This is a genomic window from Rodentibacter ratti, from assembly GCF_002000485.1.
In the GTDB taxonomy this organism is placed as follows: domain Bacteria; phylum Pseudomonadota; class Gammaproteobacteria; order Enterobacterales; family Pasteurellaceae; genus Rodentibacter; species Rodentibacter ratti.
The window spans coordinates 37747-58892 of record NZ_MLAJ01000010.1 but is presented as its reverse complement, the minus strand read 5'-3'; the positions used below and the strand labels follow the sequence as shown (position 1 = coordinate 58892).

Below are 21146 nucleotides of genomic sequence, written 5' to 3'. Positions count from 1 at the left end.
TTCTAAATTCACGGAGATTACAATGTCATGCTCAAACTGTTGTCATTCAACACCTGTTCACATCTCTTCAGAATACCGTAAAGCTCTATGGATTGCCTTTGGGCTAAATTTCGCAATGTTTTTTGTGGAAATTCTCATAAGTATAACATCAAGATCAACGTCATTATTATCTGATAGCTTAGATTTTTTTGGAGATAGCGCCAATTATTTAATCAGTCTATATGTTCTACCTATGGCGTTGATTCATCGTGCCAAAGCCTCTCTAGTAAAAGGGGTAACAATGGGGGGATTCGGTATGTTCATTCTTTTTACTACGATATACCGTTGGTTCTATGGCGAAATTCCTCACTATAGTCAAATGAGTATTGTTGGCTCCCTTGCATTATTGACTAACCTTGTTGCGATGTGGGTTCTCTACCGTTTCCGAGAAGGAGATAGTAATATGCGTGGTGTTTGGCTTTGTGCAAGAAATGATGCAATGGGGAATCTGGTGGTTATTTTGGCAGGTGTAGTGGTTTATTTTACACAATCCAAATACCCTGATTTAGTTGTTGCTTTTATCCTCTCATTTCTTGCGATTCAAGCGTCTAAAGCGATTATCTTACAAGCTTTGGGGGAATTAAAATAGCAATCGAGGGTTGTGAAATATTGTTTCATGAATAAAAAATATTTCTTACATTGGGTGAATGATACACTCTATGGATATAAAATAGCTGACAACCCATTCATCGCATTAATGATCCTTATTTCATCAAATTTTTCAATATCTTGCGCATAAATTGTGGCTTCTCTAATTTTGCCTTGCTGTAATAATTTTTTCCGTTGAGTGCCGGCTAATAATGGCGTATCAGGCGTGAGCCATTGATTGCCTTGACGGAAAATAAGATTACCGATAGAGCAATCCGTCACTTTTCCATTTTTAATAATCATAATCTCATCACATTTTCCCCGTTGGGCTAAAAGAGAATTAAGCAAATCCCGATTGGCATATTTCAGGCTGTAATCAATTTCATCACAAACAATGGGTTGAAAAGTGCGGTAGGTTTTTCGCTGATATTCAAAATATTGAATTTGTGTGGTTTCCGCATTGTAATCAATGCGGCAACGCACCAGTTGATTTTGTAAATGGTGTGGCACTTGGATTAGCTCAAAAAGATTGAAAATTTTGACCGCACTTTTGCCGTAGAATTGTCGCAAGCTTTGCTCATAACGGGCTTGATGATATTCAATGTTTTGAATGTTGCCCTGTTCAATGGCAAGGGTTTCAAACAGAGGAAACATTAGTTTTTCTCCTCGTTTCGACAAAAAGCGGGTAAATAGACTTTTTCGAGTAATTCTTGATATTCGTCTTCCAAACGGCTTTGAATGGTAATGCCGCCACCGCTGTGAAAATAATATTTCTCACTCACTTGAGAGATAAAGCGAATGGCCACTGCACTTTGTAGGTTTTTACCATCAAAAAGGCCAAAAATACCAGTGTAATAACCTCGGGGTTGGCGTTCCGCTTGTTGAATAATTTGTACTGTTTTTTCTTTTGGTGCGCCGCTAATCGAGCCAGCCGGCAATAAAGTGGCAAGCATATCACCAATATTTTTTTGCCATGTTTCATCAAGTTCACCACAAATCTCGGAACTTGTCTGCAAAATCTCGCCTTTTTGTGTGGCAATGTGATCCACATAACGAAATTTTGTTACCTGAATATTGCTCGCCACCATGGCGAGATCATTGCGCATTAAATCCACAATGGTGTAGTGTTCACGTTGTTCTTTTTCATCATTTAACAATCGGTTTTCAGCATCAGGTACAGCGGCATTGATTGTGCCTTTCATAGGATAAGTGAAAATTTTGTTATCTTGAATATGGATAAAACATTCTGGCGAAAAGCAAACAAATTGATTTTTTAGCCACAATTTATAAGGAGCGGTGGCTTGATTGAAAAGGGATTCAAAATCAATATTCCCTGTAATTTCAGTAGGATAGGTTAAATTTAATAAATAGGAGTTTCCTTGTTGTAATTGCTGTTGCACAAGGTCAAAACTTTGCTGATATTGAGCAAAGGAAACGGGATGTTTTTCAATCGAGGCGGCTTGGTGGGCTTGACCGATATAATTGGTTTTACCTTGAATATCAAAATAAATGCCTTGGTTTGCGGCTTCTTCTAAAGGAAAAATTAACGGTTTTTGTTGTTCAAAATCAATTAAAAAAAAGAAAGGCAGAGATTGTGCCCCATACTGATTGGCTTGCTGGATAAAATGTTGCATTGTGCTATTTCTAATTTAGCGTAAAATTGCCCGATTATAACGAAAGCCAAGCAGTTATGAAATTACTTATTATTGATAATCACGACTCTTTTACCTTCAATTTAGTAGAGCTTGTTCGCCGCCTTGGGGTGTCTTTTGAGGTGGTCAATGTGGAAGATTTGCAGGAAAACACGCCTGAATTTTATAGCCATCTTTTAATTTCGCCGGGGCCGGATGTGCCAAGGGCTTACCCTCAACTTTTTGCGATGTTGGCACGTTATCATCAGCAAAAATCCATTCTTGGAGTCTGTTTGGGGCATCAAACCTTGTGTGAGTTTTTTGGTGGAAGGCTTTATAACCTAAAACAAGTTCGCCATGGGCAAAAACGGCGGTTAAAAGTGCGGTCAAATTCACCGTTGTTTTTGGGCTTGCCGGTGGAATTTGATATTGGGTTATACCATTCTTGGGCGGTACAGGCTGAACATTTTCCCGAAGAATTAGTGATCACTGCAGTTTGTGATGAGAATGTGATGATGGCAATGCAGCATAAATTTTTACCGATTTATGGTGTTCAGTTTCATCCGGAATCCTATATGTCGGAATATGGTGAGCAAATTTTGAGAAATTGGTTAAATATTACCCCATAATAGTGCTTGATTCTTCATCTAAAATTCGTATTATAGCCGTCTATACGTCAATACATCTAAAAGAGAAGATTATGTCTAGTTATTTATTTACCTCGGAATCTGTGTCTGAGGGACATCCGGATAAAATTGCCGATCAGATTTCTGATGCGGTACTTGATGAAATTTTAAAACAAGATCCCAAAGCCCGTGTTGCCTGTGAAACCTATGTGAAAACAGGTATGGCATTAGTGGGCGGTGAAATTACTACATCGGCTTGGGTGGATATTGAAAATCTCACCCGAAAAGTGATTTGTGATATTGGTTATGAACATTCCGATATGGGCTTTGACGGCCATTCTTGTGCGGTATTAAATGCCATTGGTAAACAGTCTGCGGATATTAACCAAGGTGTGGATCGTGAAAACCCATTAGATCAAGGGGCTGGCGACCAAGGGATTATGTTCGGTTATGCCACTAATGAAACGGAAGTGTTTATGCCGGCTGCCATTACTTATGCCCATCGTTTGATGCAAAAACAAGCGGAAGTGCGTAAAAGCGGTAAATTAGCCTGGTTACGCCCTGATGCGAAAAGCCAAGTCACATTAAAATACGAAGATAACAAAATTGTGGGTGTGGATGCGGTCGTACTTTCTACTCAGCATTCAGAAGACATCAATCAAAAAGATCTTCACGAAGGGGTGATGGAAGAAATCATCAAACCGGTATTGCCAAGTGAATGGCTTTCAAAAGACACCAAATTCTTTATTAATCCGACGGGACGCTTTGTGATTGGTGGGCCAATGGGGGACTGCGGTTTAACCGGTCGTAAAATTATTGTGGATACTTACGGTGGTGCGGCTCGTCATGGCGGAGGTGCGTTCTCCGGTAAAGATCCGTCAAAAGTGGATCGTTCTGCGGCGTATGCAGCACGTTATGTGGCGAAAAATATTGTGGCAGCCGGTTTGGCAGATCGCTGTGAAATTCAACTTTCTTATGCTATTGGCGTGGCAGAACCGACTTCTATTATGGTGGAAACCTTTGGTACGGGTAAAGTCGCCAATGAATTATTGGTGGCATTAGTACGTGAATTCTTTGATTTACGCCCTTATGGTTTAATTAAAATGCTTGATTTAATTAAACCAATTTATCGTGAAACTGCCGCTTATGGTCATTTTGGCCGTGAGCAATTCCCATGGGAAAAAGTGGATCGTGTAGAAGAATTGCGTGCAGCGGCAGGGTTGAAATAATCCTATTATAAATGATTAAAACCGCTATTTTTGGCGGTTTTTATTTTTTCAGTTTTATGCTTTCATCACAAACTCAATTCCGTCATTTAAAAATGCAGGTTCAGCGTAAACTTGTCGAATCTTTGCGTCTTGCAGAAGATTATTTTAAACGTGCCTTTCCCATGCCAACGATAAATTATGATTTGCGAGGGGTGAAAGCCGGGGTGGCGTATTTACAAAAAAACGAAATCCAATTTAACCGCACTTTATTGCTTGAAAATACACAAGAATTTATTCATCAAGTTGTTCCCCATGAATTAGCGCATTTAATTGTGTATCAGGTATTCGGAAGGGTGAAGCCCCATGGCAGAGAATGGCAGGGGGTGATGAATGAGGTTTTTCATTTACCTGCGGATACTTGTCATCAATTTGATGTGCAAAATGTTCAAGGGAAAACCTTTGAATATCGTTGTTCTTGCCGAACTCATTCTTTGAGTGTTCGCCGCCATAATCGAATTTTAAAAGAAGGCGTGGAATATTTATGCCGAAAGTGTAAAGGGAAATTGGTTTTTATCGGTGAAAATAAAGCATAGCTATGCTATATTCTGAGCGTTAATTTGCAATTAAATGAAGGAGCTTTCCATGAAAAAATCATTATTAATCGTTTTAGGTGCTTTTGCTATTGTTTCAACCGCAAATGCCGGTGTTTATGCTGAAGGCGATATTGGTGTCTCAAAAACAAAAGCAAATGGTAGCAGTAAAACGAAAATAGAACCTCGAGTAGCAGTGGGTTATAAATTAGGTAACGTGCGTGTCGCAGGGGATTACACTCATCATGGTAAAATTGAAGGGGCGAAAATTCAAGGTATTGGCGCTTCCGTATTATATGATTTTGATGTGGATTCGAATGTACAACCTTATGTTGGTGCACGTGTAGCCGCGAATAAATTTAAATATGATAACCGTGCAGACCAACCTTATAAAAGTTCTTCCGATACTAAAGTAGGTTATGGGGTTGTTGCCGGTGCCAAATATAAATTAGATGAAAAATGGTATGCAAATGGCGGTGTTGAATATAACCGTTTAGGTAGTTTTGATGACACCAATGTGAATAACTATGGCGCAAAAGTAGGCGTAGGCTACGAGTTCTAGTTTATCTTTCTTAAAAGAGCGGTAAAATCAACCGCTCTTTTTCTTTTTCCCCTTGAAAATTCTGTTTTCATTCTTATATCTGTGACATTCAATTTTTACTTATTTCATTTTATAAGGAAAAACTATGTCTCAAAATCAAGAAACCCGTGGTTTCCAATCGGAAGTCAAACAACTATTACAATTAATGATTCATTCTTTATATTCCAATAAAGAAATTTTCCTGCGTGAACTGATTTCCAATGCCTCTGATGCGGCGGATAAGCTTCGTTTTAAAGCGCTTTCCAATCCGGAGCTTTATGAAAATGACGGAGAATTACGTGTGCGTATTAGCTTTGATAGTGATAAAGGCACATTAACTATCAGCGATAACGGTATTGGGATGACCCGTGAGCAGATCATCGATCATTTAGGCACGATTGCAAAATCCGGCACTAAAGAGTTTTTGAATGCCCTTGGCAGCGACCAAGCCAAAGATAGCCAACTTATCGGTCAATTCGGTGTGGGCTTCTATTCTGCCTTTATTGTGGCAGATAAAGTGACGGTTAAAACCCGAGCGGCAGGCGAAGATGCCGGTAAAGGTGTGATTTGGGAATCTGCCGGAGAAGGGGAATACTCGGTTGCCGACATTGAGAAAAAATCCCGTGGTACAGATGTGATTTTGCATTTGCGTGAGGATGAAAAAGAATTCTTAAATGAATGGCGTTTGCGTGAGGTGATTGGCAAATATTCCGATCATATCGGTCTTCCGGTGGAAATGCTGACTAAAGAATACGATGATGAAGGCAAAGAAACCGGTGAAAAATGGGAGAAAATTAATAAATCCGATGCGCTTTGGACTCGCAGTAAAAATGAGATCTCCGATGAGGAATATAAAGAATTTTATAAACATTTAAGCCATGATTTTGCCGATCCGCTTTTATGGGCGCATAACAAAGTGGAAGGTAATCAGGAATACACCAGCCTCCTTTATGTGCCATCCAAAGCCCCTTGGGATTTATTTAATCGTGAGCATAAACATGGCTTGAAACTCTACGTTCAACGTGTGTTTATTATGGATGATGCGGAACAATTTATGCCGAATTATCTGCGTTTTATGCGCGGTTTAATTGATAGTAACGATTTACCGTTAAACGTTTCCCGTGAAATTTTACAAGACAATAAAGTCACGGTGGCATTACGTAAAGCCCTAACCAAACGCTCTCTCCAAATGTTGGAAAAATTAGCGAAAGACGATGGGGAAAAATACCAACAATTCTGGAAAGAATTTGGCCTCGTGTTGAAAGAAGGTCCGGCGGAAGATTTTGGCAACAAAGAAACCATTGCGAAATTATTACGTTTTGCCTCCACCCATCATGACAGCAGTGAGCAAACTGTTTCTTTGGAAGACTATGTTTCCCGTATGAAAGAAGGGCAAAAAGCCATTTATTACATCACGGCAGATAGCTATGTGGCGGCGAAAAACAGCCCGCATTTGGAATTATTCAACAAAAAAGGTATTGAAGTCTTATTATTATCCGATCGCATTGATGAATGGATGTTGAGCTACTTAACCGAGTTTGACGGAAAACCATTGCAAACCATTAGCAAAGCGGATTTGGATTTGGGTGATTTAGCGGATAAAGAGGAAGCGGAACAAAAAGAGCAGGATAAAGCCTTTGAAAGTTTTGTGGATCGTGTGAAAACCCTATTGGGTGATCGTGTCAAAGCGGTTCGCCTAACCCACCGTTTAACGGACACCCCGGCGGTGGTTTCTACCGATAATGATCAAATGACAACCCAAATGGCAAAACTCTTTGCCGCAGCAGGTCAGCCTGTACCGGAAGTGAAATATACTTTTGAGCTTAATCCGGAACATCATTTAGTGAAAAAAGTCGCTGACATGGCAGACGAAGCCCAATTTGCCGACTGGATCGAATTATTGCTTGAACAAGCGATGCTTGCCGAGCGTGGCGCTTTAGAAAATCCGGTAGCCTTTATTAAACGAGTGAATAAGTTGTTAGGTTAATCACCTGAGTTTCGGTTAAAATCCCTATTCGTTTGAGTAGGGATTTTTTATTTTTGAGGAGAATACATGATGTTTAGCATTGAAGATAGGGCGTTAGGTGGTTTTTTAGGATTGGCTTGTGGAGATGCTTTAGGTTCAGTTGTAGAGTTTTGCCCTAGAGGGAGTTTTAAAGCGTTAGACGATATGAGGAGTGGTGGAAAGTTTCGTTTACCTAAAGGTCATTGGACGGATGATACTTCAATGGCAATTTGCTTAGCTGAAAGTTTAACGTCTAAACCGGATTTTGATCCCATGGATCAAATGAATCGTTATTATGAATGGGCAAGTACAGGGAAAAATTCGAGTCTTCCATATACTTTTGGTATTGGGAAGCAAGTTGCATTTATGTTAGGTGAATTTAAAAAAACAGGTAATCCATATACTCACCGAACAGATTCGAAATATTCCGGTAATGGCTCGTTAATGCGTTTAATGCCTGTAATTTTACGTTATCACCGTTCTCCTGAAGATGTTTTTAAATATACTGAATTAAGTTCAAAAACAACTCATGCAACAGCAGAAGCCATTCAATCTTGTCTATATTTTTCTAAATTGATTTTGCGTATTTTTCAAGGGCTTCCTAAAGAACAATTATTTAAAAATGAAGATGCATTACAATTTGATAAGCTAACAGAAATTTGTCTTGGGGGATTTAAGAACAAAAAGTCAGATGATGTTGGAAGCGTGGGATATGTAATAGACAGCTTAGAAGTAGCACTTTGGGCATTTTGGAATACAGATAATTTCCGCGATGCGGTTTTAATGGCAGCAAACCTTGGAGATGATGCAGATTCGAATGCCTCAATTTGTGGACAGATTGCCGGTGCTTACTATGGTGTTACAAATATCCCGAAAAATTGGTTAGACTGTTTATATCGAAAAGAAGATATTGAAAATTTAACATTGCAATTATTAAAAATGTAAGGAGTATAGTGTGATTGTTATTTATGGTATTAAAAACTGCGACACGGTGAAAAAGGCGTTGAAATGGTTGGCGGATCACCATATTGAACATAAATTGCATGATTATCGTGTGGATGGGTTGGATAAGGATTTTTTACAACAGGCGGAAGCCCAATTCGGTTGGGAAAATTTGGTAAACAAGCGCAGTACCACTTGGCGGAATTTAGATGATGAGGTGAAAAAAACATTGTCAAAAACAACCGCACTTAGTGTATTAGCGGAAAATCCGACTTTAATTAAACGCCCGATTATTATGCAAGATGGAAAGGCATTAATCGGATTTGATGTGAAAGAATATGAAAAGGCATTCGCCTAAAGTGCGGTTAAAATTTAAGGTGTTTTTATGAAAGAAAAGATCGTGCAATTAGCACAAGAATTAATTCGCCGTCCTTCTATCAGCCCGAATGACGAAGGCTGCCAAAAGTTGATTGCGGAACGTTTGACAAAACTCGGGTTTGAAATTGAATGGCTTCCTTTTAACGATACCTTAAATCTTTGGGCTAAGCACGGTACGAGGGAACCTGTGATTGCCTTTGCCGGTCATACGGATGTGGTGCCTGTTGGCGATGAAACTCAATGGAGTTATCCTCCTTTTTCTGCGGAAATTGTCGGCGATATGCTTTATGGGCGGGGCGCTGCGGATATGAAAGGATCTTTAGCGGCAATGGTAGTTGCGGCGGAAAACTATGTAAAAAATAATCCGCAACATCAAGGAACTATCGCTTTATTGATTACTTCCGATGAAGAGGCCGCGGCGAAAGACGGCACAGTTCGTGTGGTGGAAACGTTGATGGAACGGGAAGAAAACATTACCTACTGTATGGTGGGGGAACCTTCTAGCTCAAAAATCTTGGGTGATGTGGTAAAAAACGGACGCCGTGGTTCTATCACCGGAAATTTGTATATTCAAGGTATTCAAGGACATGTTGCTTATCCTCATTTGGCGGATAATCCCATTCATAAAGCATTGCCATTTTTGAAAGAGCTCACTACTTATCGATGGGATAACGGCAATGAATTTTTTCCACCGACAGGATTGCAAATAGCCAATATTCAGTCAGGCACCGGCAGTAATAATGTGATTCCGGGTGAACTTTACGTACAATTTAATTTACGCTACTGTACGGAAATTACCGACGATCTGATTAAGCAAAACGTAGCGGAAATGCTAGAAAAACATGGTTTGAATTATCGTATAGAATGGAATCTTTCAGGTAAACCATTTTTAACCAAACCGGGTAAATTAGTAAATGCGTTGGTAGATAGCATTCAAGAAATAACAGGTGTTACACCGAAACTTGAAACCGGTGGAGGTACGTCTGATGGCCGCTTTATTGCGTTAATGGGAGCTGAAGTGGTGGAGTTTGGGCCGCTTAATGTGACTATTCATAAAGTGAATGAATCTGTCAGCTGTGATGATTTGGCTAAGTGTGGGGAAGTTTATTATCAAATGATTGTAAATCTTTTGGATAAGGATAAATAAATGAAACTAACTACGGTAATGCTCACAGGCAAATCACGGGAACATTTGGTGAATTTGCCTTGTCCTTTTTCGACAAACCATTTTTTGCAGAAAGAGGCGCTACTGGCATTTCAAAGTTTGCAGCAATGTGCGGTTGAAAATGGCTTTAATTTACAGCCGGCAAGCAGCTTTCGAGATTTTCAACGCCAGCAGTTAATTTGGAATGGTAAATTTAACGGTGAACGAAAGGTACATGATGATGAAGGCTCTCGTTTGGATTTAACTCTATTGAACGATTGGCAAAAATGCCAAGCTATTTTACGTTGGTCGGCATTGCCGGGAGGAAGTCGTCATCACTGGGGAACGGAAATTGATATTTTCGATCCTGATCTTTTACCACAAGGGCAATCATTACAGCTTGAACCTTGGGAATATGAAAAAGGCGGCTATTTTTTTGAGTTAAGTGAATTTCTCGCTGAAAATCTACCGCACTTTGATTTTACCCTTCCTTTTATGCAGCAACCAATAGGTAAAAAAATCGGACGTGAGCCTTGGCATATTAGCTATTTACCTTTAGCGGAGCGGGCAAGGGTGCAATTTTCGCCTGAGATTTTATTACACGCTTGGCAAAATGAGGAAATTGGTGGGAAAGATATTTTGCGGAAGCATATAGAGCAAATTTTTGAACAATTTATGGTATAGCAAAAGTGCGGTTAATTTTAACCGCACTTTTTGTCTATTTGTTTTTATTTTTTTCTAAGGATTTATGCTGAATTTTCACATTCTTCCCTTTAGCTTGGAAATATTCACCAAGTTGTTGAGCAATGTACACCGAACGATGTTTTCCTCCGGTACAGCCGATGGCAATAGTTAAATAGCTGCGGTTGTTTTGTTCTAACATCGGTAACCATGTTTCAATGTAATTACGGGTGAGATAGATGAAATTATTGACATCATCATGACTACTTAAAAAACGGGCGACAGGTTCGTCTAACCCAGTCATTGGGCGAAGTTCCGGATCCCAGTGCGGATTAGGCAAAAAACGAACATCAAATACGTAGTCCGCATCAAGAGGAATACCGTATTTAAAACCGAAGGACTCTACAATAATTTTTAATTCTTTTTCCGTATTGCCCCGTAAAAATTCACGCAATTTTTCCGCTAGAGTATGGGTAGAAATATGGGTGGTATCAATAATAAAACTTGCGTGTTGCAACAATGGCTCTAATTGTTGATGTTCAGCATCAATGGCGGCTTCAAGGGAGAGATCATCGGCTGAAAGAGGGTGAAGCCGACGAGAATCACTATATCGACGAATGAGTGTGCTACGATCGGAATCCAAAAAAATAATTTTGGTGGCATAATGGCGTTGAATGTCCGCCAGAATTTGCTCAAGGGATTGTGTCGATTCGGGTAAATTACGGATATCAAGGCTAATTGCAACAGCAGTTTGATTTTTGGCTAAAATTTCTGTGAGTTGAGGTAATAAATCAAGGGGAAGATTATCAACACAATAGTAGCCCATATCTTCCAGTGCGCGCAATGCCACTGATTTTCCCGCTCCGGAGCGACCGCTGATAATGATAATTTCCATAAGGTTCCCTCGTGATATTATGTTTCGGTTTCAGCAGAAGATTGGGCTACTTCCGCAGTTTGATCCGAAATTTCAAAAACTTGCCAAATTTCATCCGCACTTTTCGCAGAACGTAGTTGTTTGAGAAAATTTTTATCTGTGAGTTTCTCTGTTAAATTGGAAAGCACAGGAATATAAGTTTGGCACTGATTTTCCGGCACAAGAACAGCGAAAACAAGATCTATAGGTTTTCCATCTTGTGCATCGTAATCAATTGGAGTTTCTAGTTGAAGAAACACAGCTAGGGCTTTATCGCTTGCCTCAGCAGGTAATTTTGCTTTTGGCATTGCCACACCGTTGCCTAATCCCGAGTTACCCAGTTTCTCACGTTCAAACAGACATTCAAAGCAGGCTTGCTCGCCTTTTTCACAGTGTAATTGCTCTACGATAAAATGTGCAATGGATTCAAATAATCGCTTTTTACTTGAAAAGCTGACACCTTGACGAATATTTTCAGGCTGAAAGAGTTCTGTTAATTTCATCTTTATAACTTAAATTCTTCGCCCAGATACACGCGTTTGACGTGTTCATCATTCATCACTTCTTCCGGTGTACCGGTAGCGATAATTTGCCCTTTCCCGACAATGTAAGCCCGTTCACAAACATCTAGGGTTTCACGGACATTATGATCGGTAATTAAAACACCTAGACCACGGTTGCGTAAATCGGTAATGATCTTTTTAATGTCCGTCACGGAAATAGGATCAACCCCCGCAAAAGGCTCGTCTAATAAAATAAATTTTGGATTGGCAGCAAGCGCTCGAGCAATTTCTACACGACGGCGTTCACCACCGGAAAGGGATTGTCCAAGGCTATCGCGAATATGCCCGATATTAAATTCTTCAATTAATTCGTCCGCTCTTTGACGGCGTTGCTCCGCGGTGAGATCCTTGCGTATTTCCAATACTGCCATGAGGTTATCATAAACGCTTAAACGGCGAAAAATAGAAGCCTCTTGTGGGAGATAGCCGATACCGCGTTGCGCCCGATTGTGCATCGGTAATAAACTAATATCTTCACCGTCAATCGTAATTTTGCCCTGATCTTGGCGCACAAGCCCTACAACCATATAGAATGTGGTCGTTTTACCGGCACCGTTCGGACCTAACAACCCGACGATTTCGTTAGAATGAACCGTAAGGCTGACATCAGAAACAACTTTACGATTTTTATAGCTTTTAGCTAAAAATTCAGCATGTAATACGGACATCGGTTATTTTTTACCTTTTTGCTGTAATTGGGACGGAATTAACACGGTTTTAACGCGTGATTTACCACCGTTTGCTTTTAATTGCTGTTTTTTTACATCGTAAGTAATGCGTTCACCATTTATTTTACTATCAAGTTGTCTGAGTTCCGCATTGCCTGTCAGCGTTAAAAATTCCGCACCAAGATCATAATGGACTTTATTTGCTTTACCGTCCACCGGTTTACCATCGTCTAATAATTGGTGGAACGTTACCGGTGTGCCGAAAGCCTCTACGGTTTCTTTTTTACCGGAATTTTCAGGAGGACGGGTAATCACGACTTTATTTGCTTTAATCAGAATTGAACCTTGTGTAATCACCACATTATCGGTGAATGTCACCACACTGTTTTCCATATCCAAAGATTGGTTATCGGAAACAATATTAATCGGTTGATTAGTGTCGTCTTTTAAGGCAAAAGCTGAAAAAGAGGCCATCGCCAATGTCGTGGTGAGAAGAATCTTACTGGTTACTAATTTCATAATATGTTTTTACCTGTTCCTTTAAAGTTGCCACTTGTTGGCGTAAATTACCCGCCATTTTTAAACCGGTGGAATGAAAATTTTGTCCGTTAATTTTTACCATTGTATCGGATGTAATATCTTGTGTTTTTAAATTAACGACAGCTGATTGTGTTTCTACTCGCTGGAGTCGGGAAGTCGGTTCTAGGCTTTCTGCCACAACATTGCCTTCTAAATAAAGGATTTCGTCTTTTGTTAATACAGCCTTTTGGGCACTTAATTTCCAACTTTGTGATTCCAGTAATTTCGCCGTTTCGTTTTTTTGTTTTTGATTATCGCTTGCGCTATCAAAAAGATAAACGAGGGGGGCGGTAAAATTCGTTTTTCCGTTTTGGCTAAAATATTCGACTTTGTCTGAAAGCGCCAAATATTGCTTTTTACCATCCGGTGAAAACACGGTGGTTTCCATTTTTTGTCCGATATAATCAGGGCTATCCGGTGCTTTTACCAAACTTTGTAAATCACTGTTGTCTTGGTTCAATGAATAATACCAACCAAGCAGGCAAAGTGCCATAACACCAAGAATAATATTCCAACGAATATTCATAAAAGTATTTTATCCTGTTTCAAATAGGGGAAGATCATACCATAAGTCTAGGCGCTGAAGCTGTTTTCTTCCAAAACCAAGTGCGGTCAAAAATAAGTTGTTTTAATCCGATAAAATAAGATCTTTCAACACTTGGTAAATTTCACGATAAGCCTTTAAAGGCTTATCTTGTGCTTTTTCTTTCTGCGCCACTCGAATTAAATTGCGTAATTGCTGACGATCCGCTGTTGGATAGTCATGTAATAAATCGGTGAGCGCTGTATCTCCCTGTTCGACCAACTTATCACGTAATATTTCCAATTTTTGTAGCATCGCCTGTTGTTGGTGATGTTTATTTTCAATTTTATCTAAAGCATCGCGAATCGGTTCGACATCAATTCCACGTAATAATTTGCCGATATATTGTAACTGGCGACGACGTGCTTCTTTTTGCAAACGTTGTGCCAGTTCAACAGCTTCTAATAATGAATCGTCAAGTGGCACTTTAGTCAGATTGGTTTTGGTTAAGTTCACCAACTTTTCGCCGAGTTGTTTTAATTCCTCAGCATCACGTTTGATTTCACTTTTACTTACCCAAATGATTTCTTCCTGTTCTTCATCTTCCCAATCAAATACTTCTTTTTTCTTACCTTTTGCCATGTTATTCCTTCTTAGAAATTTAGGGCGCATTTTAGCATAAACTTTGAAAATAAGATAAAATGCGAAAAATTTTTAACGGAAAAAGAGAATGAAAACAGCAGAAAATCAGACCGCACTTTTAAAAGCACAAGAGCAAGAATTACGTCAAGCAGTAAGCCTCGCCCTTGAGGTAGCCCAAAAAGCCGGCGCAACCGCAGAGGTTGGCGTAACAAAAGTGAGCGGTTTATCCGTTTCCACCCGTTTACAGGAAATTGAAAACGTGGAATTTACCAATGATGGGGCTCTTGGGATTTCAGTTTATTTAGGGCAACAAAAAGGGAATGCTTCGACTTCAGATTTAAGCGAACAGGCGATAAAAAATACTGTTGAAGCGGCGTTGGCGATTGCCAAATACACTTCACCGGATGATTGTACCGGTTTGGCGGAAAAAGAATTAATGGCATTCGAGGCGAAAGATCTGGCACTTTATCACGCTGCTGATGTGGATGTTGAAAAAGCAACGACACTAGCTCTCCAAACAGAAAAAGCCGCATTGGAAGCGGATAAACGAATTATTAATAGTAACGGAGCGAGTTTTAATTCCCATACGGGCGTGCGTGTATATGGCAATACGCACGGAATGCTACAAAGTTATTTATCAAGCCGTTATTCCTTGTCTTGTTCGGTCATTGGCGGAGTGGAAGATGCACTGGAAAATGATTATGAATATACGATTTCACGGGATTTCGGGAAGCTGGAATCACCGGAATGGGTAGGGGAAAACTGTGCGAAAAAAGTAGTGGCACGTTTGAATCCGCAAAAATTGACCACTCGAGAAGTGCCGGTCATTTTTTTAAATGATGTGGCGACAGGTATTATTTCACATTTTACCGCGGCTATTAGCGGTGGGAGTTTGTATCGTCAATCAAGTTTCTTGTTAGATCATTTAGGCAAGCAAGTGTTACCTGAGTGGTTTAATATCAGTGAACGCCCGCATTTGTTGGGACGCTTAGCATCAACTCCTTTTGATAGTGAAGGTGTACGTACGAGAGATTTAGAAATTGTACAAAACGGTATTTTACAAACTTATTTATTGACCCATTACAGCGGTAGAAAAATGGGAATGCAGAGTACCGGTCATGCCGGGGGGATTCATAACTGGCTGGTTCAGCCTAATTTAACCGGTGGATTGACCGCACTTTTACGTGAAATGGGCACAGGATTGTTGGTTACCGAGGTGATGGGGCAAGGCGTGAATATTGTCACCGGAGATTATTCTCGAGGTGCTTCTGGTTTTTGGGTGGAAAATGGCGAAATTCGATATCCTGTATCAGAAATCACGATTGCGGGACAATTGCCGGATATGCTAAAAAATATCGTAGCGGTTAGCGATGATATAGAACACCGCTCCAACATTCAAACAGGATCGATTTTATTAGATAAAATGAAAATCTCAGGTAGTTAGTTTTATTTGATAATAATTCTTATTGACAAGGTTTTTGATTCTGTTACTATGCAAGTATCTGTTCAGATGCGATTGCAGGTTGCTCCAACAGGTAGAGTAAAAAGTAAATTCGTTAGAATTAAAAAAAAGCTGAAGGTTTAAACTTCAGCTTTTTTTTGTATAATGAATCCGAAATCATTGATCTCATTATTTAATTTAAGGACAAAAAATGAAAAAACATCATGTTGATGTATTAATTTCTGAAGCTGATGTGAAAGCGCGTATTGCATCACTAGGAGAAGAAATATCGGCTTTTTATCAGCAAAAACAGGTTAAGAAACTTATTGTTGTCGGCTTATTACGCGGTTCATTTATGTTTATGGCTGATTTAGTACGTGAATTAAGATTGCCGATAGAAATTGAATTTATGACAACTTCAAGTTACGGTAGTGGAATGACAACCAATCATGATGTGAAAATCAGCAAAGATTTAGAGGGAGATATTCGAGACGAACACGTACTTATTGTCGAAGATATTATTGATACCGGTTATACGCTTGAGAAAGTTCGTGAAATTTTGAATTTACGTAATCCGGCAAGTTTGGCGATTTGTACATTATTAGATAAACCTTCGCGAAGAGAAGTCCGTGTTCCTGTTGAATGGGTCGGTTTTGAAATTCCGGATGAATTTGTAGTGGGGTATGGTATTGATTATGCCCAACAGTATCGCAACTTGGGTTATATTGGTAAAGTTGTGTTGGAAGAATAAATTTTTAACATAAAAAGTGCGGTCAATTTTCATCAAGTTATGATACTTTGTTTTGACCGCACATTATTTTAGTGACCGAGTGAATTTTCAGCGTTTTTATCCCAATTGATCCACATCCGCTGGATTTTATGTTCCCCATCTTGCATTTTGGTACGAAAGTACATTTTTATTTTCATTGCCTCAATCTTTTCACCCAAAAAAGATCCTTTTAAATCATAGGTCGCGGTTAATCGGTTTTTACCAATCGGTAACACTTTAATTGCCTTTAGCATATCGTAATACAGTGTGCCGTCTTTTAAATTATTGAGCCAGTCAGTTTTAGTAAAGCGTTTTCGTTTTGAATCACGAACAACGGTTAATACAAAGTCATCAGAGAGTAACTTATCTAGCCCAATGTAATTTCCGTTTTCAAGATCCATGACAAGCTGTGAGTATAAATTAGCCAATTCAGCCTGTTCAACTTCTCTATCTTGCAGATCATAAAGAGCAGGGGTTATTGCGATTACACTGACCGTTAGTGAGAGCAATAGCGAAAAGAAAATATGACGTAGCTTCATGTTGCCTACCAAATTAAAAAAACGACAGGAATAATATTCATCACAAGGGCTGTTGTACCGGCTAAAATGAGTTTTGATGTGCCAAACATCAATCCTTGATTAACCCCTTTATCCAATTTCACTAACATATTTGCCATGGCGGTATTCGCGAATAATCCTACAAAAGCGAAGATAATCAAATACATATATGCTGTCATAAATGAAAGAAAATCAATGACATAGAACCATGGTACAATGAGTGTTATCACTAAGAGCGGTGCAATATAAGTCAGTTTTACAACGCCAAAATTTAATTTTCTAGAAAAATGAGATTGAAATAGCACGGCAATCAGATTATTGATAAAAAAGGCAATAGGGATCGATTCAGGATTATCTAATAAGTTACTGAAAATATAGGGAAAGATAATATAAAAAGATGTCCCCATAGCCAATGGAATAAACAATAATAAATGAGCAAAAACAAAGCGTTTGCTTAATACTTGTCGGATATGACTTAGCTGAAACCGGGTTGCCCGTACGGTGCATGGTGTTTCTTTTACCGTGAGCAACATAAAAATCAGCATTGTCACTTCAATACCACAACTAACCCAAATTAGCATTTCAGGCAGTTGAAACTGTAAAAAGGGTAAAGCAAGTAACGGTGCAAACATTGATGCTAGGCTTTGGATACGTAAAAATTTACCCTGAGCTTTGGCTTTATCTTGGTAATTATTGGCTGCGCTGGAAAGTAATAGCGCGCGCGCATTTGTACCAAACAGCGTACTACCAAAACCAAAAAAGAAGGTGGTTAATAGTAAAAGAGGGTAGTAGTCCGTTGTGATAAGTAAAATGTAGGCAATCGCATCCATTACGCAGCCGAGTAACATCATTTTTGAGCGACCGAAACGATCACCCCAATATCCCGCAAATAAAGAGAAGGCTTGACTGGTAAATACCAGTAAGGAAAAGGCGCTGGCAATTTGAACGGTATCAAAGCCTTTGTTGCCCTGCAAATAGATGAAAAATACGCTTTGCATGGCAGTGTAAGCGACACCGGAGAAAAAACGCCGCCATAAAATTACATTTTGTATATTCATTTTGAGATACTTTCCGAAATTAAACGAAGAATCATATCAAATTATGGCGAATTTTCACTTAAAAGTTTAATTATTTCTAGGTAGGATAACTTGCCGATGAGGCAGTATATAAATGCCCCATTGTTTATTTGATATGATAAAGACTAACTGTATAACTTGTAATTTTGAGTGTTTTCGTTGAAATAAAAATATTTAAGCCGTTTTTATCGGCAATTTAATTTCCCTGATTTTCATTGTCATCCCATCGATCATTAATAAACGACCGGATAAATTCTCGCCAATATTGAGTCGAACTTTAATCGCCTCTAATGCCTGAATAGCGCCCACAATTCCCACAATCGGAGCGAGCACACCGGCTTCTACACAGCTCAGCACATTTTGTCCAAAAAGTTGGCTGAGATCTTGGTAAGTGGGCGTATTGGGTTCATAAGTGAAGACTGATATTTGCCCTTCCATTCTAATTGCCGCGCCGGAAACCAGCGGAATTTGATTTTTCTGACATTGACGATCCAGTTGATTACGGATCTCGACATTATCGGTACAGTCAAGAATGACTTGAAAGTGCGGTATAATTTCGCCGAGTTTTTCTTCATCCAATTTATCGTTGATTGTCTTAATTTCAATATGCGGATTAATTTGCTGTAAGGCAATTTTTGCAGAATCTACCTTCGGCATATTCAGTCTTGCATCACAATGTAATATTTGACGCTGGAGGTTAGAAAGCGAAACTTGATCAAAATCCAAAAGCGTTAAATGTCCTACACCGGCAGCCGCAAGATATTGTGCAGCGGCACAGCCCAAGCCGCCTAAGCCTACGATCAGCATTTTGCTGTCTTTTAACTTTTCCTGTCCATCAAAATCGACAGATTTCATAATAATTTGGCGGTTGTAACGCAGCTCTTCTTCATAACTTAGTGCAGACATTATTGCCCCAATAGATGATTAAACGGTTCAATCGTCACAGTTTCTCCGGCTGCAACATTACCGCGATCTTTTTCTAATACGATAAAACAATTACTTTTCACAAAAGAGCTGAACAAATGAGAACCTTGGAAACCCACCGGTTGCACTTTAAGTTGCCCGTTTTCATTCATTTGATAATAACCCCGTTGGAAATCTAAACGGCCCGGTGTTTTTTTCAAATTGGTTGCAGCAATGGCAGTAAAGTGCGGTTGTTTTTTGCGATGTTTTTGCCCGCTTAATTGTAAAATTGCCGGTTGTACGAGCTGATAAAATGTGACTAAAGCGGAAACAGGATTACCCGGTAATCCGCAGAACCAAGCGTTTTCTAATTTCCCAAAGGCAAAAGGCTTACCCGGTTTCATCGCAATTTTCCAAAAATTAATTGTGCCGACTTTTTCTAACACGGTTTTGGTAAAATCTGCTTCACCAACGGAAACACCACCGCTCGTAATAAGTAAATCCGCTTGACGTTGTGCTTCAACAAAAGTTTTTTCAAATTCCGCTTCGTTATCGGGCAATAAACCAAAATCCAATACTTCACAATTTAATTGTTGCAACATAAGTTTGATTGTGAAACGGTTTGTATCGTAAATTTGCCCCTCTTTTAACGGTTGCCCAACTTGTACCAATTCATCTCCGGTAGAAAGTATTGCGACTTTTAAACGAGGATAAACTTTTACTTCGGCAATGCCGAGTGAGGCAAGTAATGGTAAGGACACCGCATTCAATACTTCGCCTTGTTGCAAGACAATATCCCCTTTTTTGACATCCTCACCAATACGGCGAACATTTTGGTTGGCTTTGGGAAATTCACTCAATGTGATCGTGCTGTCTTCATTGACGGTAACCTGTTCCTGCATAACCACCGCATCCGCACCCTGAGGGATCATCGCACCGGTCATAATTCGCACGGCACTTTGCGGTATCCATTCGCCTTTGAACGGATTTCCGGCAAAAGATTTCCCTGCAACGGAGAGCGTTAAGGATTGTGCTAAATCAGCCAAACGCACGGCATAGCCGTCCATGGCTGAATTATCAAAGGAAGGAACATTGATTGGTGATATCACATCCTCGGCACATACACGGTTTGCCGCATCGGTTAACGAAAGGGTTTCACTTTGTGTTGGAAAAGGGAGCTGGCTAAGCATTTGGTGCAAAGCTTGATCTAACGGAAGCATAAAAATCCTGTGTCAACGGTTGAGAATATTTGTCGGGTATTCTATCGCGAAATGATCTCTAATTTAAGGGCTAAATCCTGAAATGATGAATGATATCAATAAATATTGGTGATTTTTCTCATTTTACGATGTACTTATATTTTGCTAGAATGCCGCATCATTTTTTAGGAACGGAAAGTAAATGAGCGATATTTCTCAAGATGCACTAAATGTGCGTGATGCCCTGATTGCTAAGGGTATTGAAACCCCAATGATTATCTCCAACCAAAATAAAGACGAACGCCGTTCTGGTATTTCCAATCATATGCGAGAGGTGATGAAACTGATCGGGCTGGATTTAAGGGACGATAGTTTAGAAGAAACGCCGAATCGTTTGGCAAAAATGTTCATTGACGAAATTTTTAGTGGAATGGATTATGCCAATTTCCCTAAAATGACAAAAATTAAAAATCAAATGAAAGTCAGTGAAATGGTGCAAGTCAATGATATTACGCTCACAAGCACTTGTGAGCATCATTTTGTCACCATTGATGGCAAAGTTGCGGTTGCTTACTATCCAAAAGATTGGGTAATCGGGCTTTCTAAAATTAATCGGATTGTTGCTTTTTTTGCACAACGTCCGCAAGTACAAGAGCGTTTAACAGAACAACTTTTAACGGCTTTTCAAACTATTTTGGAAACTGACGATGTTGCCGTTTATGTGAAAGCAACCCATTTTTGTGTCAAAGCCCGTGGAGTGAAAGATACCAACAGTTATACAGTGACGTCTGCTTACGGCGGAGTATTCTTGGAAGATCGTGAAACCCGCAAAGAGTTTTTAGCATCAATCCAAAAATAAAAATGTTAAAAGAAATGACCGCACTTTGAGTGATTAAAGTGC

General features: G+C 39.5%; 25 protein-coding genes. 13 read left to right on the top strand and 12 right to left on the bottom strand.

Annotated features, from left to right (window positions below):
• Positions 1 to 22 precede the first annotated feature (22 nt).
• Positions 23 to 628: a cation efflux transmembrane domain-containing protein gene (locus tag BKG94_RS08445; RefSeq protein WP_077436166.1), complete on the top strand. Its 606-nt coding sequence runs from the start codon at positions 23 to 25 to the stop codon at positions 626 to 628.
• 68 nt (positions 629 to 696) lie between these two features.
• Here the strand turns inward: BKG94_RS08445 and BKG94_RS08440 are convergent, their stop codons facing one another.
• The gene (locus BKG94_RS08440) at positions 697 to 1281 is read right to left on the bottom strand and encodes an aminotransferase class IV family protein (RefSeq protein WP_077436164.1); all 585 of its coding nucleotides are present in this window, start codon (positions 1279 to 1281) and stop codon (positions 697 to 699) included.
• Positions 1281 to 2261, bottom strand: a complete 981-nt coding sequence (locus BKG94_RS08435; RefSeq protein ID WP_077436162.1) for an aminodeoxychorismate synthase component I — start codon at positions 2259 to 2261, stop codon at positions 1281 to 1283. Before BKG94_RS08435 ends, BKG94_RS08440 begins: the two co-directional genes overlap by 1 nt.
• Positions 2262 to 2317: 56 nt before the next feature.
• Here BKG94_RS08435 and BKG94_RS08430 point away from each other — a divergent pair, with 56 nt between their 5' ends.
• The 9 genes from BKG94_RS08430 (at position 2318) to BKG94_RS08390 (ending at position 10415) form a co-directional block, all read left to right on the top strand.
• Complete coding sequence (locus tag BKG94_RS08430) at positions 2318 to 2887, top strand: anthranilate synthase component II (RefSeq protein ID WP_077436160.1); 570 nt, start codon at positions 2318 to 2320, stop codon at positions 2885 to 2887.
• A 71-nt stretch (positions 2888 to 2958) separates the two neighbouring features.
• Positions 2959 to 4113: a methionine adenosyltransferase gene (gene metK / locus BKG94_RS08425; RefSeq protein WP_077436158.1), complete on the top strand. Its 1155-nt coding sequence runs from the start codon at positions 2959 to 2961 to the stop codon at positions 4111 to 4113.
• A 56-nt stretch (positions 4114 to 4169) separates the two neighbouring features.
• On the top strand, positions 4170 to 4685 hold the full coding sequence (locus BKG94_RS08420) for a SprT family zinc-dependent metalloprotease (protein ID WP_077436218.1): 516 nt from the start codon (positions 4170 to 4172) through the stop codon (positions 4683 to 4685).
• Between the two features lie 49 nt (positions 4686 to 4734).
• Positions 4735 to 5244: an opacity family porin gene (locus BKG94_RS08415; protein WP_077436156.1), complete on the top strand. Its 510-nt coding sequence runs from the start codon at positions 4735 to 4737 to the stop codon at positions 5242 to 5244.
• 124 nt (positions 5245 to 5368) lie between these two features.
• Positions 5369 to 7249, top strand: a complete 1881-nt coding sequence (gene htpG, locus BKG94_RS08410; RefSeq protein ID WP_077436154.1) for a molecular chaperone HtpG — start codon at positions 5369 to 5371, stop codon at positions 7247 to 7249.
• A 66-nt stretch (positions 7250 to 7315) separates the two neighbouring features.
• Entirely contained in the window at positions 7316 to 8212 is an 897-nt protein-coding gene (locus tag BKG94_RS08405; protein ID WP_077436152.1) for an ADP-ribosylglycohydrolase family protein, read from the top strand.
• A gap of 10 nt (positions 8213 to 8222) precedes the next feature.
• The gene (locus BKG94_RS08400) at positions 8223 to 8567 is read left to right on the top strand and encodes an ArsC family reductase (protein ID WP_077436150.1); all 345 of its coding nucleotides are present in this window, start codon (positions 8223 to 8225) and stop codon (positions 8565 to 8567) included.
• Between the two features lie 27 nt (positions 8568 to 8594).
• Positions 8595 to 9734, top strand: coding sequence for a succinyl-diaminopimelate desuccinylase (gene dapE / locus BKG94_RS08395; RefSeq protein WP_077436148.1), 1140 nt, complete (start codon positions 8595 to 8597; stop codon positions 9732 to 9734).
• On the top strand, positions 9735 to 10415 hold the full coding sequence (locus tag BKG94_RS08390; protein WP_077436146.1) for a M15 family metallopeptidase: 681 nt from the start codon (positions 9735 to 9737) through the stop codon (positions 10413 to 10415).
• A gap of 34 nt (positions 10416 to 10449) precedes the next feature.
• Here the strand turns inward: BKG94_RS08390 and rapZ are convergent, their stop codons facing one another.
• The 6 genes from rapZ to yjgA all read right to left on the bottom strand — a co-directional run bounded on the left by rapZ (position 10450) and on the right by yjgA (position 14300).
• Positions 10450 to 11307 (bottom strand): RNase adapter RapZ, encoded by an 858-nt coding sequence (gene rapZ / locus BKG94_RS08385; RefSeq protein WP_077436144.1) that lies wholly within the window; start codon positions 11305 to 11307, stop codon positions 10450 to 10452.
• A 17-nt stretch (positions 11308 to 11324) separates the two neighbouring features.
• Entirely contained in the window at positions 11325 to 11828 is a 504-nt protein-coding gene (gene ptsN, locus BKG94_RS08380; protein WP_077436142.1) for a PTS IIA-like nitrogen regulatory protein PtsN, read from the bottom strand.
• Between the two features lie 2 nt (positions 11829 to 11830).
• Positions 11831 to 12556: an LPS export ABC transporter ATP-binding protein gene (gene lptB, locus BKG94_RS08375; RefSeq protein WP_077436140.1), complete on the bottom strand. Its 726-nt coding sequence runs from the start codon at positions 12554 to 12556 to the stop codon at positions 11831 to 11833.
• A gap of 3 nt (positions 12557 to 12559) precedes the next feature.
• Positions 12560 to 13075 (bottom strand): lipopolysaccharide transport periplasmic protein LptA, encoded by a 516-nt coding sequence (gene lptA, locus BKG94_RS08370; RefSeq protein WP_077436138.1) that lies wholly within the window; start codon positions 13073 to 13075, stop codon positions 12560 to 12562.
• Positions 13056 to 13661, bottom strand: coding sequence for an LPS export ABC transporter periplasmic protein LptC (gene lptC / locus BKG94_RS08365; protein ID WP_077436136.1), 606 nt, complete (start codon positions 13659 to 13661; stop codon positions 13056 to 13058). The genes lptA and lptC overlap by 20 nt, the downstream gene beginning before the upstream one ends.
• 102 nt (positions 13662 to 13763) lie before the next feature.
• Positions 13764 to 14300 (bottom strand): ribosome biogenesis factor YjgA, encoded by a 537-nt coding sequence (gene yjgA / locus BKG94_RS08360; protein WP_077436134.1) that lies wholly within the window; start codon positions 14298 to 14300, stop codon positions 13764 to 13766.
• Positions 14301 to 14388: 88 nt separating this feature from the next.
• Here yjgA and pmbA point away from each other — a divergent pair, with 88 nt between their 5' ends.
• Positions 14389 to 15744, top strand: a complete 1356-nt coding sequence (gene pmbA / locus BKG94_RS08355; protein WP_077436132.1) for a metalloprotease PmbA — start codon at positions 14389 to 14391, stop codon at positions 15742 to 15744.
• A 208-nt stretch (positions 15745 to 15952) separates the two neighbouring features.
• Positions 15953 to 16492, top strand: coding sequence for a hypoxanthine phosphoribosyltransferase (gene hpt, locus BKG94_RS08350; RefSeq protein ID WP_077436130.1), 540 nt, complete (start codon positions 15953 to 15955; stop codon positions 16490 to 16492).
• 68 nt (positions 16493 to 16560) lie between these two features.
• On the opposite strand, the gene BKG94_RS08345 is transcribed toward hpt, so the two are convergent.
• The 4 genes from BKG94_RS08345 to moeA form a co-directional block, all read right to left on the bottom strand.
• Positions 16561 to 17049 carry a hypothetical protein gene (locus BKG94_RS08345; RefSeq protein WP_077436128.1) on the bottom strand — a complete coding sequence of 163 codons (489 nt, stop codon included), beginning with the start codon at positions 17047 to 17049 and terminating at the stop codon, positions 16561 to 16563.
• Positions 17050 to 17054: 5 nt separating this feature from the next.
• Positions 17055 to 18125, bottom strand: coding sequence for an MFS transporter (locus BKG94_RS08340; protein WP_077436126.1), 1071 nt, complete (start codon positions 18123 to 18125; stop codon positions 17055 to 17057).
• 192 nt (positions 18126 to 18317) lie between these two features.
• The gene (gene moeB, locus BKG94_RS08335) at positions 18318 to 19049 is read right to left on the bottom strand and encodes a molybdopterin-synthase adenylyltransferase MoeB (RefSeq protein ID WP_077436124.1); all 732 of its coding nucleotides are present in this window, start codon (positions 19047 to 19049) and stop codon (positions 18318 to 18320) included.
• Positions 19049 to 20266, bottom strand: coding sequence for a molybdopterin molybdotransferase MoeA (moeA, locus tag BKG94_RS08330; protein WP_077436122.1), 1218 nt, complete (start codon positions 20264 to 20266; stop codon positions 19049 to 19051). Before moeA ends, moeB begins: the two co-directional genes overlap by 1 nt.
• A 181-nt stretch (positions 20267 to 20447) precedes the next feature.
• On the opposite strand from moeA, the gene folE reads away from it, so the two are divergent.
• Positions 20448 to 21104 (top strand): GTP cyclohydrolase I FolE, encoded by a 657-nt coding sequence (folE, locus tag BKG94_RS08325; RefSeq protein WP_077436120.1) that lies wholly within the window; start codon positions 20448 to 20450, stop codon positions 21102 to 21104.
• Positions 21105 to 21146 lie beyond the last annotated feature (42 nt).

What these genes read in the sequence shown, in the direction of transcription:
- BKG94_RS08445 (WP_077436166.1), top strand. Translation starts at nt 23, where the DNA reads ATGTCATGCTCAAACTGTTGTCATTCAACACCTGTTCACATCTCTTCA.
- BKG94_RS08440 (WP_077436164.1), bottom strand. Translation starts at nt 1,281, where the DNA reads ATGTTTCCTCTGTTTGAAACCCTTGCCATTGAACAGGGCAACATTCAA.
- BKG94_RS08435 (WP_077436162.1), bottom strand. Translation starts at nt 2,261, where the DNA reads ATGCAACATTTTATCCAGCAAGCCAATCAGTATGGGGCACAATCTCTG.
- BKG94_RS08430 (WP_077436160.1), top strand. Translation starts at nt 2,318, where the DNA reads ATGAAATTACTTATTATTGATAATCACGACTCTTTTACCTTCAATTTA.
- metK (WP_077436158.1), top strand. Translation starts at nt 2,959, where the DNA reads ATGTCTAGTTATTTATTTACCTCGGAATCTGTGTCTGAGGGACATCCG.
- BKG94_RS08420 (WP_077436218.1), top strand. Translation starts at nt 4,170, where the DNA reads ATGCTTTCATCACAAACTCAATTCCGTCATTTAAAAATGCAGGTTCAG.
- BKG94_RS08415 (WP_077436156.1), top strand. Translation starts at nt 4,735, where the DNA reads ATGAAAAAATCATTATTAATCGTTTTAGGTGCTTTTGCTATTGTTTCA.
- htpG (WP_077436154.1), top strand. Translation starts at nt 5,369, where the DNA reads ATGTCTCAAAATCAAGAAACCCGTGGTTTCCAATCGGAAGTCAAACAA.
- BKG94_RS08405 (WP_077436152.1), top strand. Translation starts at nt 7,316, where the DNA reads ATGATGTTTAGCATTGAAGATAGGGCGTTAGGTGGTTTTTTAGGATTG.
- dapE (WP_077436148.1), top strand. Translation starts at nt 8,595, where the DNA reads ATGAAAGAAAAGATCGTGCAATTAGCACAAGAATTAATTCGCCGTCCT.
- BKG94_RS08390 (WP_077436146.1), top strand. Translation starts at nt 9,735, where the DNA reads ATGAAACTAACTACGGTAATGCTCACAGGCAAATCACGGGAACATTTG.
- rapZ (WP_077436144.1), bottom strand. Translation starts at nt 11,307, where the DNA reads ATGGAAATTATCATTATCAGCGGTCGCTCCGGAGCGGGAAAATCAGTG.
- ptsN (WP_077436142.1), bottom strand. Translation starts at nt 11,828, where the DNA reads ATGAAATTAACAGAACTCTTTCAGCCTGAAAATATTCGTCAAGGTGTC.
- lptB (WP_077436140.1), bottom strand. Translation starts at nt 12,556, where the DNA reads ATGTCCGTATTACATGCTGAATTTTTAGCTAAAAGCTATAAAAATCGT.
- lptA (WP_077436138.1), bottom strand. Translation starts at nt 13,075, where the DNA reads ATGAAATTAGTAACCAGTAAGATTCTTCTCACCACGACATTGGCGATG.
- lptC (WP_077436136.1), bottom strand. Translation starts at nt 13,661, where the DNA reads ATGAATATTCGTTGGAATATTATTCTTGGTGTTATGGCACTTTGCCTG.
- yjgA (WP_077436134.1), bottom strand. Translation starts at nt 14,300, where the DNA reads ATGGCAAAAGGTAAGAAAAAAGAAGTATTTGATTGGGAAGATGAAGAA.
- pmbA (WP_077436132.1), top strand. Translation starts at nt 14,389, where the DNA reads ATGAAAACAGCAGAAAATCAGACCGCACTTTTAAAAGCACAAGAGCAA.
- hpt (WP_077436130.1), top strand. Translation starts at nt 15,953, where the DNA reads ATGAAAAAACATCATGTTGATGTATTAATTTCTGAAGCTGATGTGAAA.
- BKG94_RS08345 (WP_077436128.1), bottom strand. Translation starts at nt 17,049, where the DNA reads ATGAAGCTACGTCATATTTTCTTTTCGCTATTGCTCTCACTAACGGTC.
- BKG94_RS08340 (WP_077436126.1), bottom strand. Translation starts at nt 18,125, where the DNA reads ATGAATATACAAAATGTAATTTTATGGCGGCGTTTTTTCTCCGGTGTC.
- moeB (WP_077436124.1), bottom strand. Translation starts at nt 19,049, where the DNA reads ATGTCTGCACTAAGTTATGAAGAAGAGCTGCGTTACAACCGCCAAATT.
- moeA (WP_077436122.1), bottom strand. Translation starts at nt 20,266, where the DNA reads ATGCTTCCGTTAGATCAAGCTTTGCACCAAATGCTTAGCCAGCTCCCT.
- folE (WP_077436120.1), top strand. Translation starts at nt 20,448, where the DNA reads ATGAGCGATATTTCTCAAGATGCACTAAATGTGCGTGATGCCCTGATT.